At 36.9% G+C, this 19839-nt stretch carries 14 protein-coding genes; 6 read left to right on the forward strand and 8 right to left on the reverse strand.

Features of this window, described 5'->3' with window-relative positions; translation table 11 throughout:
• Positions 1 to 9: 9 nt before the first annotated feature.
• The 3 genes from EI546_RS01555 to EI546_RS01565 form a co-directional block, all read right to left on the reverse strand.
• A complete protein-coding gene (locus EI546_RS01555) occupies positions 10 to 3612 on the reverse strand; it encodes an ABC transporter permease/M1 family aminopeptidase (protein WP_128248893.1) in 3603 nt (1200 codons plus the stop codon).
• A 2-nt stretch (positions 3613 to 3614) separates the two neighbouring features.
• Positions 3615 to 4490: an ABC transporter ATP-binding protein gene (locus EI546_RS01560; protein ID WP_128248894.1), complete on the reverse strand. Its 876-nt coding sequence runs from the start codon at positions 4488 to 4490 to the stop codon at positions 3615 to 3617.
• Between the two features lie 107 nt (positions 4491 to 4597).
• Entirely contained in the window at positions 4598 to 5473 is an 876-nt protein-coding gene (locus EI546_RS01565; RefSeq protein ID WP_128248895.1) for a T9SS type A sorting domain-containing protein, read from the reverse strand.
• Positions 5474 to 5610: 137 nt separating this feature from the next.
• On the opposite strand from EI546_RS01565, the gene EI546_RS01570 reads away from it, so the two are divergent.
• Positions 5611 to 6486 (forward strand): cation diffusion facilitator family transporter, encoded by an 876-nt coding sequence (locus tag EI546_RS01570; protein WP_128248896.1) that lies wholly within the window; start codon positions 5611 to 5613, stop codon positions 6484 to 6486.
• A gap of 458 nt (positions 6487 to 6944) precedes the next feature.
• Positions 6945 to 7400 carry a KTSC domain-containing protein gene (locus tag EI546_RS01575; protein WP_128248897.1) on the forward strand — a complete coding sequence of 152 codons (456 nt, stop codon included), beginning with the start codon at positions 6945 to 6947 and terminating at the stop codon, positions 7398 to 7400.
• A gap of 173 nt (positions 7401 to 7573) precedes the next feature.
• On the opposite strand, the gene EI546_RS01580 is transcribed toward EI546_RS01575, so the two are convergent.
• From EI546_RS01580 to EI546_RS01595, 4 genes are all read right to left on the reverse strand, one after another.
• A complete protein-coding gene (locus tag EI546_RS01580) occupies positions 7574 to 8902 on the reverse strand; it encodes a hypothetical protein (RefSeq protein WP_128248898.1) in 1329 nt (442 codons plus the stop codon).
• A 4-nt stretch (positions 8903 to 8906) separates the two neighbouring features.
• Positions 8907 to 11297 carry a TonB-dependent receptor gene (locus EI546_RS01585; RefSeq protein ID WP_128248899.1) on the reverse strand — a complete coding sequence of 797 codons (2391 nt, stop codon included), beginning with the start codon at positions 11295 to 11297 and terminating at the stop codon, positions 8907 to 8909.
• A gap of 143 nt (positions 11298 to 11440) precedes the next feature.
• Positions 11441 to 11980 (reverse strand): hypothetical protein, encoded by a 540-nt coding sequence (locus tag EI546_RS01590; RefSeq protein WP_128248900.1) that lies wholly within the window; start codon positions 11978 to 11980, stop codon positions 11441 to 11443.
• Positions 11981 to 12201: 221 nt separating this feature from the next.
• A complete protein-coding gene (locus EI546_RS01595) occupies positions 12202 to 13809 on the reverse strand; it encodes an FMN-binding glutamate synthase family protein (RefSeq protein WP_128248901.1) in 1608 nt (535 codons plus the stop codon).
• 771 nt (positions 13810 to 14580) lie between these two features.
• Between EI546_RS01595 and EI546_RS01600 the strand changes: the two genes are divergently transcribed.
• Positions 14581 to 15174 carry a hypothetical protein gene (locus EI546_RS01600; RefSeq protein WP_128248902.1) on the forward strand — a complete coding sequence of 198 codons (594 nt, stop codon included), beginning with the start codon at positions 14581 to 14583 and terminating at the stop codon, positions 15172 to 15174.
• Between the two features lie 132 nt (positions 15175 to 15306).
• On the opposite strand, the gene EI546_RS01605 is transcribed toward EI546_RS01600, so the two are convergent.
• Complete coding sequence (locus EI546_RS01605) at positions 15307 to 15741, reverse strand: hypothetical protein (RefSeq protein ID WP_128248903.1); 435 nt, start codon at positions 15739 to 15741, stop codon at positions 15307 to 15309.
• A 204-nt stretch (positions 15742 to 15945) separates the two neighbouring features.
• Between EI546_RS01605 and EI546_RS01610 the strand changes: the two genes are divergently transcribed.
• From EI546_RS01610 to EI546_RS01625, 3 genes are all read left to right on the forward strand, one after another.
• Positions 15946 to 16335: a DUF302 domain-containing protein gene (locus EI546_RS01610; RefSeq protein WP_128248904.1), complete on the forward strand. Its 390-nt coding sequence runs from the start codon at positions 15946 to 15948 to the stop codon at positions 16333 to 16335.
• 215 nt (positions 16336 to 16550) lie between these two features.
• A complete protein-coding gene (locus EI546_RS01615) occupies positions 16551 to 17852 on the forward strand; it encodes a TolC family protein (protein WP_128248905.1) in 1302 nt (433 codons plus the stop codon).
• 824 nt (positions 17853 to 18676) lie between these two features.
• Positions 18677 to 19756: an efflux RND transporter periplasmic adaptor subunit gene (locus EI546_RS01625; RefSeq protein WP_128248906.1), complete on the forward strand. Its 1080-nt coding sequence runs from the start codon at positions 18677 to 18679 to the stop codon at positions 19754 to 19756.
• The last annotated feature ends 83 nt before the right edge of the window (positions 19757 to 19839 follow it).

Consider the following 19839-nt stretch of genomic DNA (forward strand, 5'->3'; position numbering starts at 1 on the left):
AACCCCTTCCTATTCCACCGTCTTCAAATTATCATCCGAATTTCTGTCAATCAACTTATTATAAGGATCAATCCCGGCTTTTAATGGTTTTTTATCGGTGACTATCGTAAAAGTATTATCTCCCGGCTTTAACCATTTCAATTCAAAATACAAAGGATTTTTTATGGTGACACCCTCGTTATTCACGATATCTTCGCCGAATAAACCTATATCGACAAGGTTTTTCTTATTGTCAATTTTCTCTTCTCGTCCCGTATTATCATAATAGATTTTTTGACTATTTACGGTAAAAGTGGTTTCCCATTTTCCATTTGCCAATTCTTTTGTTTTGGCATCCATAACCCTGTTTTCATAAAGTACAATTTCCTTAAAACCGTCATCAATTTTATATTTAAGGGAATCGGGCGTTACGGCGTGAATCGCTTTATATAAATCTTCCGAAGTGGGATAAAAGCCTTTTTCATTGTATTTATATTCATTCATAAAGTTTTTTAATCCTTTATTGAGTACATCCTCGCCCATGGCATCTTGAAGATCGTACATAATCATAGAACCTTTTTCATACCAAATATGTCCACCGGTTTCTACATCTATCAAGGCTCTTTCAGGTTTAAAACTGAACTTTCTGCCTGCCAGATATTTATCCAATGAACTTTTTAGGAAAGTTTTGATTGCGTTCTCCCCGTATTCATGCTTCATCGTCATTAAGGAAGTATATTCCGCAAGGGTTTCTGAAATAATATTTCCCCCGGAAGTTTTGCTGGGAGTTACGATATGGCCCCACCATTGGTGTGCTACTTCGTGAGAAGTAATTCTAAAAGCATAATTATAGCTATCTGCTTTTGAAAAATCGGCCGCAAAACCAAAGTCCTCAGAGTACGGAATTGTGGTCGCAAAAGATTGTGCAAAAGTTGCATAGGCTGGAAATTCTATCACACGAATCACCGAATATGGATATTCCAAAAAGTTTTTCGAATTGTAATCCAACGCCACTTTTATCCCTTTGATAAAATATTCCAAGTTTTTATTGTGTTTTGGAGAATGGTAGATTTCTATATCTACCTTTTTCCCACTCGGAGCTATCCAACTATCTTTTTCAATTTCATAGGCCGCAGAAACAAAACTGAAGAAATAATCGGTTTTATTTTCCAGTTTATACTGAAAATAACTTCTGTCATCCTCATCCCAATGTTTTGTCAGCTTTCCGGGAGCCACGGCAACTTGTCCTTTTTTGGTACTTACAACCGCTTCAAAATGGAGATAGTCGCCATCTTCATTAAATAAGTTTTTACGAAGTGCCGTACTATCTGTTCTTGATGAAAGAATATAATCTAGTTCTTCCAAGCCATATTTTTTCCGTGCTCCATTTTCCAACAAAACCCGTTCGTAATGAAAGGAAGGAAAAATATCATCCCTAAAAAATGTACCATTCCCCAAGATTGCAGTTTCGCTATCTGAGGAAAAGCCGTGGGTCGTAGCTTTTGTTTCAATTACCAAGGAAGCAGTTTCTTCAGGTTGCAAACTTTCTGGCAGTTTATAAATAAAAGCCCGATAGTCTTCATCTCTTTCAAAAGGTTCCAGCTCTTGACCATTATAAACCACTTTTGTGATTTTAGTGTCGGCAATAGGAAATTTAATCTCCATAAATAAGGTGTCAATAGGCGTGTCAAAGTTGTTGATCACCTTAAATTCACCCTTTGCCACAACATCTCTTTCTTCTGGGAAAATATCGATAAACGCTTTTAGATCGATGACTTGAATATGGGGCTTGTCAATGTATTTAGCGTACTTCTTCTCAGCTTCCGCACTGATTCTGTTGCTATAATCACCATTTTCCAACTGGTTCAAAACCTTTAAATTGTAATAACTATAAGCTCCTACCGAAACAAAAGCCAAGATAAAAAACAGCATTATTCCCAATGTTTTTCCGCTAAAGCGTTTTTTTGCGATCTGTAGTCGTTCTTTTGCCGAGGAAAGAAAACCTCGATTCCAAAATAAGATGCCAATCGTTGCCAGAATTCCTGTAAATAGGATCCAATATAGATTTAACCAAAAACTACCGAATAGGTAATGACCAAATCCATTTAAATCGCTTAAAAATCCGCTGGGAGTACCACCAAAAATAACTAGGGGATTTGTTGTTTTAAATGCTAGGGTGAAGAGAAGTGGAAGACCTATATAAATTATAATAACCAGAAAATGTCCAAGGAATTTATTGTTCACCAAAACGTGGATAAAAAATGCCAAAAGCACGGTCATTACATATGAGGGAAAAATTGTAGTGAAATTAAAAATTAAATAAACATCCACTTCGTAATGAAAATAGCCGTTAAAAGTTTGGTATAAAATTCCTACAACTACATTCAATAATGTCAAAACCACGGCGACACCCATTAATGCAATTATTTTTGAGAGATATAGGGTAAAATTGCTAACCGGCAAGGCATCATAGAATTCAAATGTTTTGTTCTGTCTGGTTCTGTGCACTGCTTCGCCAGCATAAATCACCAAAATAATTACCGAAAACAAAGAAAGCCCACCTGAAATCTGCGACACCATATAACGGGTTAAGGGTAGGGAAGGAGTGCCGTAAATTTGATTGGATTGAAAGGTGATAAATCCTGCAACGATAATTCCTATTACAATCAAGATGATAAACACGGTTTCCTTTACGATAGAAAGGAATTCGATTTTACTTAAAGAAAGAAGATTTTCCCGTCGTGCTTCGGCATTAAAGACCTGGGTGATATTGGGGATAAAGGAAGACGGAACATATTCTTCTTTTCCTTCTTTAACCGATTTCTTTTTTGAAGTGGTCAAAAATCCCTTATAAGAGAATTTAAATAAGGTGAAAAAGAAAATCAAAAATGAAATTCCCAACCATAATAATCTATTTAAAGCAAATTTCCCTGAGAGTGATAGCTGGCTATTGTTAAGCTCATCTACCGTCCAATATTTAGTGATATAGGAGTATGCTTTTTCACCAAAAGGATCAAAATATATACTCATCCATTCGGTGTCCAAGCTTGATAATAATTGCCCGGATGCGATGGTTAGGATCAGGATTACAATTCCTCCCAAGTATAAAATCGACATCCGTTTGAAAAACGTCATTAAACAGAAAAACAAACTTCCTATAAAAAAGGCGTTGAAAGTCAATAAGTATATAAAGGGCTGAAAATAGGCGGTAAAATCGAAGGAAGTATAGGTGCCGTAATCTGGACGTTCTAAAAATGCGCCCATACCGAAACCGATAATTGCACCTAAAACAGCCGCAATGTTCATAATGGTTACAATGGTAAAACTTCCGAAGAACCTTCCCAGGATATAATTTTTTTCTGAAATGGGAAATGTAAAATAAGTCTGTGCCGTTCTATGTTCCTCATCACGATACACGGCTACACCCATAATAGCTGCATAAAAGAATAAGCTAATAATGCTCATTCCCCCCAAGATACCAACAATGGCATTGGGGCTGTTGGTATATTGTGCCGTAACCGAATCAGTAAAAACGCTCAATAAAAGTGGAATAAGAAACATCAACGCAATGTAGATGTAGGTCGCAGGTCGCCGAAACCGATATTTCAGTTCGAATAAAAAGATCTCTAACATGATTATACGGTTTGTGGTTGGTTAATACTGTAGAAATAAAAATCTTCCAAATTATTGCTGACTGCCTCGAAACCTTCTCCAGGATGGGTTTCACTGAAAACATTCACATTCATATTTCCACTTCGCAAATAAGTTGATAGCACCGTATATTCTGATTGATATCTTTCGATTTCGTCTTTTTCAATTCGTTTACGGTAAATTTTATTGTTCAACGATTGGGTCAATTCCTGTGGATGTCCTTGAACCACCACACGTCCGTCATTAAATACAGCCATATTCGTACATAGATTAACCACATCATCCACAATGTGGGTAGATAGAATAACCACTGCATTTTCGCCCAATTCGCTCAATAAGTTGTGGAACCGATTGCGTTCCAAAGGATCCAGTCCTGCGGTTGGTTCGTCCACGATAATTAATTTGGGATTTCCTATCAACGCTTGTGCGATTCCGAATCGCTGCCGCATTCCGCCAGAATAATCACCCAGATTTCTTTTTCTGAATTTATAGAGATTCACCTTATTTAATAAATCTGCTACATAAGCTTTGCGATCAGCGGTGCTGTGGATTCCCTTAATTTTGGCAATATGATCCAGCATCATTTCTGCGGTAACTTTGGGATATACCCCAAAATCCTGTGGCAAATACCCCAATACCTTTCTCAATTCCTCCGGTTGGCTAAAAACGTCTATTCCATCAAATTCAATGGAGCCACTATCTGCAACTTGTAGAGTGGCAATGGTTCTCATTAAAGTGGATTTTCCTGCACCGTTAGGTCCTAATAGTCCGAACATTCCGTTGTGGATTTCAAGGTTTACGTCGTTTAACGCTTGTGTCCCATTTGGATAGGTTTTATTAAGGTTTTTAATAGAAAGCATATTGTGATGGTTTATAGTTGATGTTTGAATTGTGTTAGTAGGCAACCGGGGGAAATTGTTACGCCTTTATTTATCTTACGAAGAAATATTGTTCTTATATTAAAGTATTATTTATGAAGTACTTTAAAAACTTTCTTTTCAAAATTGGTTGAATGTGCCAAGATGAAATACGTTCCTGTGGGAAATTTTGAAAAATCTACCGTTATTTCTTCTTGATTCGCGGATTTTAAAGCGATCAATTTCCTTCCGTTAAGATCAAAAACTTCTAGGGAACTAATTTTTTCGGCATTATAAATTCTACAATTTCCATCCTTGAAGTTGGTAGTAACAATTACATCATTTAGAGCATTTTGCGGTGTACCTAAAATCATAGATTCACAATCTTCTCTTTTTGAAAAGAAAAGTTCTCCATTTTTAAAGAAACAGGTAAGGATTCCCACGCCATTTATATTCGGAAAACCTCCGGGAGCATTTATGAGGGATAGCGAGCCCACTCCTTCTATCCAAACAGCCGGGGTTGAACTTATGGGATTGCTTGGAGTTGGGGAAAGATAAAAATGGCGGTATTCGTTTCCATCTACCAAAGGTCTTGGAACGATTGAATCAACTTTATAAAATCCACCATCAGCAGGAAAAGGAGTGATCGGATTTTTAATGTCGATAGAATCTCCAACATTCAAGGAAAAATCATATAAAAGATATTCTGTGTTTCCGCTTGCAGCCGCCAAGTTCAAATACACCTTTCGTGATTCCACTTCTTCCCGAAGTAGGAATGTTCGGGAGATATAATGGTAACCATCCAGAATTTTATATGCTTTTCCATCCACTAAGGTATCTCCATCTGTACGGTACATATCGGTTAGGCATCCCGTATAGCAATAAGTAAATTGCCATTCGTTAAAATTGTCCAACAACGGTTTATAATCTTGGGAAAAGCAAGAAAAGGTGAAGAAAATACTTAAAAAAAATAGGAGGTTTTGCATGGAATTAAGTTTGGGTTCGAAATTACTGAAATATTTTTTGCGTCCGATTTTTATTCTGAAATTATTCTTTAAAGCATAGAAGGTCGAGGTTTTTTAGAATGGAGTTATCTTTGATGGAAATTACTTTAATGGTTTAGATGAATAATGAACAAACCGCCATACGGACAGTTTATTTCAGTATTATAGCCAATACCTGCTTGGCTATAATAAAGGGTCTCGCGGGATTCTTTGGGAATTCGTATGCCCTTATTGCAGATGCTATAGAATCTACAACGGATATTGTCTCTTCATTTTTGGTTTTGGTAGGATTTAAATATGCCAAGCGACCTGCAGACGATAACCATCCTTATGGTCACGGAAAAATCGAACCTTTAATAACCTTTGGAGTGGTGGCATTTTTGGTTATTTCGGCTACGTTAATTGCTTACACGAGTATTCAAAACATCCAAACCCAGCATGCGGCTCCTAAAGCATGGACGCTAATAGTTCTGGCGGTTATTATTATTTGGAAGGAAGTTTCTTTTCAAATAGTAATAAGAAAAAGCAGACAGACAAATAGCACCTCGCTTAGAGCAGATGCCTGGCACCACAGAAGTGACGCGATTACCTCTATAATGGCTTTCATCGGAATCTCCGTTGCGGTAATAATGGGAGAGGGTTACGAAAATGCCGATGATTGGGCAGCATTGTTCGCCTCCGCATTTATTCTATATAACAGTTATTTAATCTTAAGGCCAGCGTTGGGCGAGATAATGGACGAGCAACTTTATGATGATTTAATAGAAGAAATCAGAGAAAGATCAATGGAAGTGCCAGGAGTTTTGGGAACGGAAAAATGTATGATTAGAAAGTCTGGAATGAAATTCCACGTAGATCTGCACGCCATGGTCGATAGTGAAGTCACAGTTAGGGTAGGTCATGATATTTCGCATCAGCTAAAGGATTATTTAAAAAAGAAAATCCCCAATTTGGGTCAGGTTTTAATCCATATTGAGCCGAATGATTATCATTAATTTGAATATTCTGACCCTTAAGGATTTGGGCTATCGCCTTATTTTTCATTGTTGTCCTATTAAAATTGGATGATCCCGTAGAAGTCAGACCAATAAAGACTTTCGGGAGATTCCGTAATATGACACTCTTTTTCAATTTGTTTAGGAACAAAACCGAAATATCATAATTTCGACTTTCTTTAACTTTTAAGAGTCATATCTCCAATGTTTGTACGCTTTAGTTGTGGTTCATGGTTCCTTTAGCGAAGCGACTTGCCCGAAAGTGCCTTTTGGGTACGGGCGGGTCCTGTATCTTTTCCCGGACAAAACTGAATTAGTTTAAATGCCTTCTTCAAAGTATTTCTAATTTATTCATAAAAATACCGTACTTTCGCGCCCTCGAAAAATGGAACATACCGAATTATAAATCAATGCATAAATCGGATTCATTTTTCTCTTTATAAAATAGAAATTAATAGATGAGACGTATCAACGAATACAAAAAACTCTTTGGGGTTGAAAAGCAAATAGATTTAAAAACCCTTAAAACCAGCTATCGGAATTTAGTAAAAGAATGGCACCCAGATAAATTTCAAGATGGAGATGCCCTTCAAGAAGAAGCAGAAGTTAACAGCCGTAAAATAATAGATGGATATCATTTTTTGGTAAGTATTGCTCCCGAAACCAAAGCTGCCAATTTGGAGGAATATAAAGAAACCATCAACAATTCAGGTATTGCCGATTTCCAGCACAAGGGTATGGTCTTGGAAATTAATTATTTGGATGGGTCAACCTACGAGTATTTTGGAGTTACCAGATTACTTTATATTAAGATGGTAAACAGCGATAAACTCAATCGTTTCGCAAAACGTAATATTTATCCAAATTATATCTACAGAAAATCAAAACGTGCCTTGGAAGAGGTTGAGGACTAAGGGCTGGAGGATTGTTTTGGGTTTTAAGTTGCGAGTTCCAGGTTCGAAGTTCTAAGTTCCAAGTTTGTGTTCTTTACTTTGAATACTTGATTTTTTTTTAAAAGTTTTTCATTTAAAAGACCAAATGAAGTAAAAGTTCTGTTTGGTCTTTTTTATTTGTGTTTAAGTATAATTCAATTCCCCAACTTATAAAACCTCGTCGGTCTATATTTATTAGCTATCTGCATTTCCTTCATAATAGTTCCACTTCGGTCAATTGAATACACGCCATTAAAGTTCGGGGAAATTGCATTGGGAACTGCCATAAACAACTTGTCGTCAACAATGTTGAATACATTCATACGTGAAGATGGATTGGATGAAGGAATATCTAGTTTCGTATAACTGTTTGGCGAATTGGTGTCAAACTCGTAGTAGGACAGTTTTAAGCCATTTCTGGTTTCTACTTCCTCACTGGATTCGAAAAGATAAGGCTCTTGGGAAATATGTAAATACAATTTGTTATTGTACGAAGCAATAGACTGTGCAATCCTACCTTCACCAAACAAGGATTCAATATCGATTTCCCAATTTGGATCAAATTCCGTTTCGCCCGCTTTAATCCTAAAAACTTTTGAAGGGTTATGTTTGTTGAACTGGTTCCAGCCCCAAGAACAGAAATAAAGATTTCCAGCTTCGTCCTTGACTGTGGAATTGTTTTCTGAAACAAAAAATCCAACAGTTTTTGCACCGTGATATTGGATTATTTTCTCAAAACTAAAACTGGGAATGTCTATTACGGCCAAATAGAAATTCTCTTCCGATTCTGCAATTAGATTAAAACTGGGATCTTCCAGAAAAACGACACTTACATAAAGTTTGTCCTCTTTATAATCCATAACCAAAGAACCTGTTCTAACTAAATTGTTCCCGAATTCATCTTCAAATGCGGCATCGGGACGAAAGGATTTAATGAAAGGGCGGAGGTCCAATTCCTCTTTTAATGTCATTGTCAACGGATCGAAGGATTGAATGGTCTGTCCGCCACTGTCTTCATTATAATAAAAACCAAGATGGTCGTTAACCAATGCCAATTTACGCGAAGGGAACAGATTTTCCTTTCCAATATATATTTCGCTATCAATAAAAATTTGATTTGAAGTATTCAGGGTAAGTCTAAAAAGGCCTGGAGTGGAGGAGTAGCCATTTTTATCTTTGGCCATACTAAAAATGAAATTTTTGAACGAATGATGTCCCGAAGAGGTAGATGGATCAGAATTGATAAATATGCCGTTATCCTGAATTAGGTCGTATGTTTTATTTCTGTCAATACCAGCAAGGTTAAAACTAAAAAAACGGGTGATATCGGCCGTGGAGGCATCTTCAGTTGCTAAAACGTAATTAAAGGATGAATAATCGGTTTTCGGGTTTTTGTTCTGATCATCCAGGTTGTCCACGTGACAAGAACTCAATATCAAAAAGAGCAATGCACAAAAAACCTTATTTACTATTGAAAACCTCATAAACTCAGAAACTAAAAGTTATTTTAACTCTAAAATGTCTGCCTGGACTCTGCATTTTGAATTCGTTATAAATGTCGGCATCAAAAATATTTTTAAGCTCTGCACTAAAAGATACACTCTGTTTGGTAAAGTCACGAACATAGATAAAACCAGCATTATGGGTATGTTGATTAGGGATTATCCTACTGGTATTGATTTTTGACGTGCCAAACAGGCCTAGAAATCCATCCGGTTCAAACTGCTTTTCTATATAATCGAGATAATATTGGTGTACGTATGAATAATCCCAGAAAAAAGAAAAATCACTCGTAAGCTTTAATATTTCCTTCAGGTTATAAGAAGCGCTTAGGTTTCCATAATAGAATGGCATATTGGCCACGCGTGCATCTTTAAAATGCTGGTTGTTTAAATATTTATCTCTTGATGATTGAAGACGGAAATCATTCCAAGTTAAATTTCCAGATAATAATAAATTATCGACTGGTTCATAATTAGCCTGTAACTCGACGCCTAACCCCTTAACGTTGTCAAGATTAAGATATTTCGCCTGATATTGGTTTAGATCTTTTAGACGGATTAAATTCTGGGTATTCCGGTAGTAGGTATTTATTTCAAATCCATATTTTATTGTGGCATACGTATATCCCAAGTTTATATTCCTGCTTTCCTCTGGAGTCAATTCATAATTTGCTATTATAAAATTGTTGTCGCCAAACAATTCCTGTTGTTCTGGCAGGCGGAAAGTGTTTTCGTACGAAGCCCGAATATAGCTGTTGGGATTTATGTTGTATTTCAATGCTTGTGAAAAACTAACTCCACTGTTTGTCACTTCTCTGTCCACAATATCGTTTTCCAATGGATTATCAGAGGCATTATATTGTCCTGCAAAGTGACCGGATAAATATTTTAGCTGTGTATTCGATTCCAACTTTTGATCGAAAAACTGTGAATTCAAAGCAAGATTGGTTATAACTTTGTCATAATCTGTTCCTTCTGGATTTAAATCCCCGGTATTAGATTTTCGGTTATAGAGACTTAAAACGGTATTCGATTCTATCTGGAAATAATTGTTTATCAAGTAATTGAGATTGGTCCGGGAAGTAAACTGTTCAAAGCTGTTATGAAGGTAGCCATTTTTAAGGAGAATATTTCCCATTTCAGACCCTGAATTTGTTTTATGTGAAATCCCTTTCCAATCGTAATAAACATTCTTTGCCTGATCGAAAATCTCAAAATCAAGATTGCTATAGACCAAAAACTGGTTTAAACTCAGTTTGTTTTCAAAAAAATGTTTTTTGTATTTAAGCGACGGAATAAAATTGCCATGTTCCTTTCTATAAACCTCACCGAAAGGCCGCGCTCTTGAAAATTGATCGTTTTGAATATCTTTTTCCAATCCATAAGAATTCACTTTAAGCTCAATTAAATCCGCCCAGGTCAATTCCCGTGCTTGTAGCGAGAATTCTAGTGAGTGTTGGTTAAATCCATTATGAAACAACCGTTCACGGATATAAGTAACCTGACCGGTACCTGGATCTTTATAAGGAAGGTTATCAACCTTATAATCATTTTTTGAATAGTTATAGAAGCTGTTGATCCCTAGGAATAAGTTTTTATTCAACTTGATATTTGCATTCGCAGTGGCGATATGCGTGTTGTAAGACCCAGTTTCATACGAAACCGTTCCTGATGTTTTTGTACTGGTTTTTGGAACAATATTAATTGCACTTCCCAATGCATCTACTCCAATTTTTGTAGGTAGAACCCCTTTATAAACTTCTACTCGGCTGATGGCGTTAGTGGGAATTTTGGTCAATCCAAAGTTGGAACCCATATAGTCTATTGGAATATCATCATATAAAAACTTTACGGCATTCCCGGAAAATCCTCCCACGATAATATTGCTCGCAGATCCAAGACCGCCAACATTTCTAATTTTCACCCCCGGACTTTTGTTGACTAAATCCTCAACAGAGTTGGCTCGTCTCGTATTTGCTTCCACCGGAATAACATCTGCTTTAATGGCGCTGTTTTTTAATTTTTCGCTGACGGTGAGTGTTTGCAACATCACTTCTTCTAAGCTATAATTCATCGTACCTAAATGAAGAATTACCTCCGAAACAGAACCGGAAACAACTACCACTGTTTCTACTGGAAAATTGAATCCATCATAAACAGCAAACAAATTGTAAATTCCAGGTGCGAGGTTTTTAAAAATAAATTTTCCTTCACTATCCGTCTGCACTACGGTATTGGTTTCTACAAGATGAATGGTTATGTTTTCCAATTGTTCATCTAGAGAATTTATTATTTTTCCCCGGATTATCTCGGTATTCTGGGCCAAGGTAATCTGGACAAAAAGAAGTAAGAAAAGTGCCGAAAAATTCCTTAGCATAGAAAGGGGAGATAATTAAAGCGCTTGTTATATATTTAATCGAGCGCAACTTTTCCGATCATATTAGATAGGAGATTGAGATGCGCCCGATTGAATATTGAAGGTTCTGGAAAAGAACCTTATTCTAATTGTATTTTACTTATTTAATCAAAAAAACCGCACTGGTACGTATTTCCATCAGGGTCTGTAACTGCTGGGAATTTAGTTTTGTCGATTGCTTCTTTTACCAATCTGAAAGACGCATAGGAACCATTTGATAATTCGGCCTCAAAAGTTAATACTGGTTTATCTCCAGTATTGTCGATCCCAATCTGTACGGGAGTTAGAGCGAAGCTATACGGTGGGTTTCTTGGATTGGTTTGGTTGATGGTAAATCCATCTGTATCACCAGACCAAGTCCAATAATCTTGAGCGTATGGGTCGAATAGTGGCCTGTCAAGATCACCTAAAATATAATAAAAAGATTTATCGGCATGGAATTCAAAACCAGTTACCAGTTCCCAGATACATGCATCGCTGGCAGGAAACCCACCTTCGGTCATAACTGAAAAATCGATATTGGTTACCCTCCAATCGCCTTCAAGAGTTACCTCCTCCTTAATAACATCATCATTATCATCATTGGAACATGAGGTTAGTATTAATCCAAAAACAATAACACTTAATAAAACTAATTTTTTCATAGATTTTGATTTTTTTTATTTGAGTGCAAATTTACTGCTTATTTAGATTAAGGATAAATAGAATTGAATGTTTTTTACCACTATTTCATAAAACTGATATTTATCAGTTTGCCCTATCATCACTCAAATCAAACAGTTTCAAAAAAGATGGCTTCTTTCGTAAACATTTTGAAAATTGTTTACAAAAGAAGCCAAGATTAATTCAGGTAAGATTTCCTTTTTTAAAATACCACCTCAGGGTGCACTCCCCATCGGGTCATATCTGAAAAGGCAAAATCCAGTTTATATTTTTCTGGAATCTCACCGTTTAACATGCAGCCTGGTTTAATGGAAGGAAACAGTTCCTCATAAGTTATCATATCATTAAAAGAAATACGACGATAAATATGAGAACGGGTCAGATTTTTGGTTTCGTCCAGTCCAGAAGCACCCAAAAGTTCTACGAAATTCTTAATGGTTTTTTCGTGATAATTGGCCACTCGTACTTTTTTATCCTCGGGCACCAATCCTTTTGTCAATTTTGGATCTTGAGTGGTTATTCCCGTAGGGCACTTGTTGGTGTTACATAATAAGGCCTGGATGCATCCCAATGCCAACATCATGGCGCGGGCCTGATAACAGGAATCTGCACCTAAAGCAATAGCACGTGCCACGTGAAAGGCAGATGTAATTTTACCCGAAGCAATTATTTTAATATGCTGACGGATACCCATCCCTCTTAGGATGTTATGGACAAAATCAAGTCCATCTATTAATGGAGCACCTACATAATTACTGAATTCTGGAGGAGCGGCTCCAGTTCCACCTTCACCACCGTCAACCGCAATAAAGTCTGGATAAATATCCAGTTCAACCATAGCTTGGCAGATGCCAATAAATTCACTCTTATAACCAATACACAATTTAAACCCAACAGGCTTGCCTCCAGATAAGTCACGCAGCTCTTTAATGAATTTGACCATTTCCAATGGATTGTTGAAAGCAGAGTGAAATGGTGGCGAATTAACTCTAGTATGTGGTTTGATGTGTCGGATCTTGGCGATTTCAGCTGAGTTTTTCTCAGCCGGCAGGATACCACCGTGTCCAGGTTTAGCACCTTGTGAAATCTTAAGCTCGATCATTTTCACATTTGGCAGCTTTGCTTTCTCGGCAAAAAGTTCGGGATTGAAATTTCCGTGTTCATCTCGGCAACCAAAATAAGCCGTGCCAATTTGCCAGATTAAATCTCCCCCGTGTTTTAAGTGGTAATCACTTAAACCACCTTCACCTGTGTTATGTGCAAAATTTCCAATTTTGGCACCGGCGTTCAAAGACTCAACAGCGGCGGCACTAAGGGCACCAAAACTCATTGCAGAAATATTTAGGATACTTGCAGAATAAGGTTGCTTACAATCCTTATTTCCAATCATCACCCGCGGGTCATGATCTAGAGTATCAAAAGCCTTTGGGGCAATGGAGTGACAGATCCATTCGTATCCTTCGGCATAAACGTCCAGTTGCGTACCGAAAGGGATGGTATCACGAACCGCCTTTGCTCTTTGATAAACAGTAGAACGATCCACTCGGTTAAAGGGACGTCCGTCGATATCAGATTCGATAAAATACTGGTACATTTTTGGTCGTAATTCCTCCAGCACGTAACGCAATCTTCCCAATACGGGATAATTACGCATAACAGTATGATGTGTCTGGGAAATGTCATAATATCCCAGAATAGTAAATGCCAAAACAATTGCAGAAACTACATACCAATTTGAACTCAGAAAAAATCCAAGGGCAAGGGATATCAATAGGGAAATAGTCGAAATAATATAAAACTGGGTGCGCATAATCGAATTTTATTGAATAAAAAGCTCTATTTCAGGAGTTGAAATCGTTTTTTGGAAAAATAGATGATTGACAATCAATGGTTTGCGGAAAGTGATTATTAGGTGCAAATTACAATTAAATTCTGAAATAAAAATGAAAAACCTATTAAAGAGAAGTTAAGGCTAATATTTAAAATCGGTCTAATTTTAGTAGGGGTTAAAACGAAATTTCATCCTATGTAAGTGAAGACATTATTATGGCGAAATTCGATTTATTTTTGGTTTTATTTGCGTACGGGGCGTCCTTATTCTATCATCCTTGTCGTCTTAGTCTTTCTTTAGAAGCAAGAATGCCGAAAGGATTAAATTTATCGATTGCATTTAATAGATGTTTTTCGCCTATTTCAAATAAACATCTGGGTAGTTAAAATCTGATAATACCGGATAATATTTTTTTGAGAAAACTATTAGAGCCAACCATTTCAAAATTATTTAAGGATGCAACTAAAATAGAATTTTCAACTGAAGTTTATAAATGAAATTCAAACCAATGGTTTAGATATTTGTACCTAATATGATTGCTAATTATAATGCAGATTTCCACACTTCAGAATATTGCTAAAGTTGCAGTCTTATACCGAAATTGTTTTTTTCCAAATCCCTTTTTCCAAATTCTTTCAATCTAATAAAATTGATTCTGTAAAACTTATATAAATCTTCTCGATTAAAAGATTAGTAATTTGGGCTTATTAAATTTGTGTATCTTAAGTCTCAATTTTAAAAAATGATATTATGAAGAAATTTATGGTTATAGCTGTAATTTTTGTTGGCCTGACAGCCTTTTCCCAATCAAAAATCCTTCCAGCAGAAGTACAGATAAAAATGGCACTTTTAGCTGCTCCTGAAATGTATCGTGATGATGCGACAGTTTTAGGGTATGATAAGGATGGTAGACTTATCACCCTTCGCCAAGGAAATAATGGAATGATCTGTCTGGCGGATGATCCCAATAAAGAGGGAATAAGTATTGCGTGTTATAGTAAGGAGTTGGAACCTTTTATGGCACGAGGCCGTGCGTTAATTGCGGAAGGAAAAACTGAGGCCGAAAAGCGCGAGGTTCGTAAAAAGGAAATAGATGCCGGAACATTGAAAATGCCGGATGAGCCTGCCATGGTATATGTTTTAAGCGCTGAAGATAAGGATTTGGATCCTGAAACCGGTGAACTTACAACCAGTTGGACCCGATATGTTTTGTACAAACCATACATGACAGGGGAAAGCACGGGATTGCCCACGAAACCGCAAGCGCCCGGAATGCCATGGTTAATGGACGCTAACACTCACCGGTCGCATATTATGATCAGCCCCGCTAAGCCTCAGAAATAATTGATAGAATCGGGTTTTTGGGATGGATACTTTCAGAGGAGTATGTTTTGAAAATCAACTAAGATCAAATAAAAAAGGCATAATATCAGAAACTCCGGTATTATGCCTTAAATGTTTATTGAGATTGATTTATTATAATGTCAAACTGAGAAAGCCCTTTTTCTGAAGCATTAAATTGTATGAAAATGCATTATCTACTGTTTTTATATAGTTTGATAATTTTCCAGAATTATTGGAATATTTTTTTAGAGAAAGCTCGCAAACCATAAGACGTATTTCCATTTCATCAAACATCTTTGCATATTTTTCTGCTATATTTTCATCAGTCAATGTTGCAACTTCCTTTCCGTAAAGGACAATTTGAAAATCTCCGAAGGCTTTTTCATCTTCCTTCATTAGTTGTGTAGCCGCCATTAAAATGGGTTCCAATTGTTCTACGCTCTGGGTTAATACAATATAATTAGACAATTCTTGCTTTTGTTCCTGGGCCTGTCTGCTCGTCATTTTTTGCGCGTTCGCACCAACTAGGATAAATGATAGAATAATTGTGGAAATGATTGTTTTCATATTTGATGATTTAGAGTTATTAGTCCCCGAATATAAAGAAATAACAATTACAAACAACTTCGGACTTTTACTTTAAACCTTGGGTAAAAAGAACTTGTAAGCTACCTTCAGTTTTAAGAGTGTAAATATTTATGCTGTGTAATAAATGTTACAGAACACGGTTTTCGGAAGGCCTATGTTTGTGCCATATAAAGAAATTTAATAATGAGTTACTACATCAATACTACTTTAGAAAACACCACTTTTCAAAAGGCCCGGGAAAAAACAATTTCCGCTCTGAAAAAGGAAGGTTTCGGTGTTTTGACTGAGATAGACATAAAAGCGACTTTAAAAAAGAAATTGGATGCCGATTTCTATAATTATACAATTTTGGGAGCTTGTAATCCTGGATTGGCCTATCAGGCCTTACAAGCAGAAAATAAAATAGGCACTATGCTGCCCTGCAATGTAATTGTACAAGAACGGGAACAAGGTACTATAGAAATATCTGCAGTAGATCCAGCGGCTTCAATGATGGCCGTAGATAATGAATCTTTGGCTGGAATAGCTACAGATGTTCGGGAAAAATTGACGAAAGTTATTAAAAGCATTTAGAAACGTTTTTTGGTTGGTTCGTTTCTAGATAGATAGTTGATTTGGTTTTTAAAAAGCACCCTACTCCTCAGGGTGCTTTTTAATTTAATTTTTCGACATCCAACTTCACTTGCCCGCAACTAGCATCTGTCATCCAACCTTATATTTTTTGGTAACATTAGTTACTGAGGGAACCTATTTTGTGACTTATGTTTGCATCAAAATAATTTCAAAAAATGAAAATCAACAATATAATAGGTGCTTTTTGCTTCTTACCGGCATTTGCTATTGCCCAGCAGACCGTGCCGATTTCCAAGGCTGAGGTTTTGGAGAAAGTAGTTCAACAAAATAGAAAACTTAAAATAGGGGAGCAGGAAGTACTTTCAGCCAAAGGAGATTTTAATCAGACCAATGCGGTATTTTTACCCAATATCAGCGCTTCCCATTCTGCTATGGCAACCACAAATCCATTAATGGCTTTTGGGTTTAAATTGAATCAGGAAATAGTCACCCAAGCTGATTTCGATCCCAATAAACTGAACAATCCCTCTCAGATAAATATGTATGCTACAAAGTTTGAAGTGCAGCAACCTATCATCAACGTTGACGGAATTTTCCAAAGGAAAGCTGCCCGAGCCAAATGGGAAGCTACCAGAATGCAATTGGCTCGCACCGGAGATTATCTTTTCCTTGAAACTGAAAAAGCCTATATGCAATTACAGCTCGCGTATAAAAATGTTACCGTTTTAGAATCCGCTTTAAAGGCCGGCGAAGAAAACCTTCGTTTGGCGAATAATAGTTTTAAGCAAGGTTACCTACAACAAAGTGATGTTTTGTCCGTGCAAGTTCGGGTGACCGAAATAGAAAATCAACTTCAATACGCGAAGAGCAATATTATAAATGCCTCCGAATATCTTGCAGTTTTAATGAATGAAGATTTAGAAGGGATTTTGAAACCAACAGATTCCTTAACGGTTACTTCGGAATTGATTTCACTTGAAAATTCTTTGGATTCCCGATCCGATGTAAAAGCGATGGAATTTGCAACCGAAGCATACAAGCAAAATCACAAAGCTGATAAAATGGCTTTTCTGCCACGTTTAAATGCCTTTGGAAGCTACGAACTTTATGATGATGAAATTTTTCAAGGAGATGCCAACGGATATTTGTTCGGTGCCGCTTTAACCTGGAACATTTTTGAAGGCTCCAAACGCTTCGGTAAATCTCAGTCCAGCAAAGCTGAATTTAACAAGGCAAATCTGGAACTGGAGCAATACAAATCTGAAAGTCAGTTAGAAGTAAACAAAGCAAAGCGGATGTTAGAGGATGCCAAAAACAATCTAAGATTAACCGCACTGGCACTTCAACAATCTGAAGAAGCTTTAAGAATCCGTACCAACAGATTTAAGGAAGGACTTGAACGAACTACGGATTTATTAACTGCCGAAACGCAATTCTCACAAAAGCAATTAGAATATTTCAACACGGTTTTCCAGCATAATTACGCCTTGGCGTACCTAAAGTTTCTGACGAAATAAAGATTAAGAAAAATTAAATAGAAACTTTTTTTTCCACCGAAAACAAAACTAAAATGTCAAGGTGAGCGCAGTGGAAATCCTTTTGAAATCGAAATCGAAATCGAAATCGAAATTGAAATCGAAATCGAAATTGAAATCGAAAACAAGCAATAATGTCAGGGTGAGCGCAGTCGAACCCCATTTGAAAACGAAATCGAAATCGAAAACGAAATTGAAAACGAGAACGAAATCGAAAACAAAACTAAAATGTCAGGGTGAGCGCAGTCGAAACCCTTTTGAAATCGAAATCGAAATCGAAATCGAAATCGAAATTGAAATCGAAATTGAAATCGAAATCGAAATCGAAATCGAAATCGAAATCGAAATTGAAATCGAAAACAAAACTAAAATGTCAGGTTGAGCGCAGTCGAAACCCTTTTACAATCGAAATCGAAATTGAAATCAAAATCGAAATCGAAAACAAAACTAAAATGTCAGGGTGAGCGCAGTCGAAACCCTTTTGAAATCGAAATCGAAATCGAAATCGAAATCGAAATTGAAATCGAAAACAAAACTAAAATGTCAGGATGAGCGCAGTCGAACCCCTTTAGAAATCGAAATCGAAATCGAAATCGAAATTGAAATCGAAATTGAAATCGAAAACAAGCAATAATGTCAGGGTGAGCGCAGTCGAACCCCTTTTGAAATAGAAACCACTCGATGTATAGAATTCGATTAGTAAATTAAAAAAAAATGAAAATTTATAAGTAAACACGAATTCTTTTCTCCCTTCGGGGGACAGGGGGACCGATAAAACTAAACCCATTTTAAATAAAGCTATTAATATGAAACCATTATATACAACTCTGCTTATTTCAACCTTCTTCTTACTTGGAAGCTGCGGTGATTCCCAAAAGGAAACTGCCATCGACCAAACTCCTGCAGTGCCAGTCACTGTTAGTTCGGTTGGGGCAGAAAACAATACTCCATTTTTAACTGCAAGTGGAAAAATTGAAGCAGCAAACAGTTCTACTCTCAGTACAAGGATGATGGGTTTTGTGAATAAAATCCACGTAAATGTTGGTCAAAAAGTTAGCAGGGGACAATTGTTGGTAAGCATTAACAATTCCGATTTATCTGCAAAACAGGCGCAAACAAATGCTGGAATCACTGAGGCTCAGGCAGCCTTTAACAATGCCGAAAAGGATTATCAACGCTTTCAAAACCTTTTTGCTGAAAATAGTGCAAGCCAAAAAGAACTTGACGACCAACGCGCTCGTTACGAAATGGCAAAAGCCAGATTGGAAGGAGCCAAACAGATGCGGAACGAAGTGCAGTCGCAGTTTGCCTATGTGGATCTCCGTGCTCCTTTCGACGGTGTAATTACCAATAAATACATTGACGAAGGAGATATGGCAAATCCAGGAATGCCACTTATTTCTGTTGAAGGTCAAGGTGGATTTGAAGTTACCGCTTCGGTACCAGAAAGTGAAATCTCAAAGATCAATTCTGGAACAGAGGTAAAGGTATTGGTAAAATCACTCGGGACCGAACTATCAGGGAATGTTACCGAGGTAAGTTCTTCCGCTAGAAATACGGGAGGTCAATATCTTGTAAAAGTGGCTTTAGATAAAACTGATTCCAACATTCTTTCGGGAATGTATGCTACTGTTCAATTTCCTGTGGAAAAGAGTACTGATAGCTCAATGATTTTGATTCCGATAGAAGCGCTTGTAACCCGCGGAGAATTGACAGGAATTTATACTGTAAGCCAGAGCAACACGGCTATTCTTCGCTGGTTGCGTTTGGGCCGTACTTATGGTGATAAAGTGGAAGTACTTTCTGGACTTGCCCCAGATGAGCAATTTATTGTTTCAGCCGAAGGAAAACTTTACAACGGTGCAAAATTAACCATTAAAGGATAGTGATGAAATGCGCACCCGCAATTATTAAATCAACTAAAGATGGATTGTTGGCGCATTCCATCTCACCTATAAAATCAAATATT

The organism is Aequorivita sp. H23M31 (assembly GCF_004022485.1).
Taxonomy (GTDB): domain Bacteria; phylum Bacteroidota; class Bacteroidia; order Flavobacteriales; family Flavobacteriaceae; genus Aequorivita; species Aequorivita ciconiae.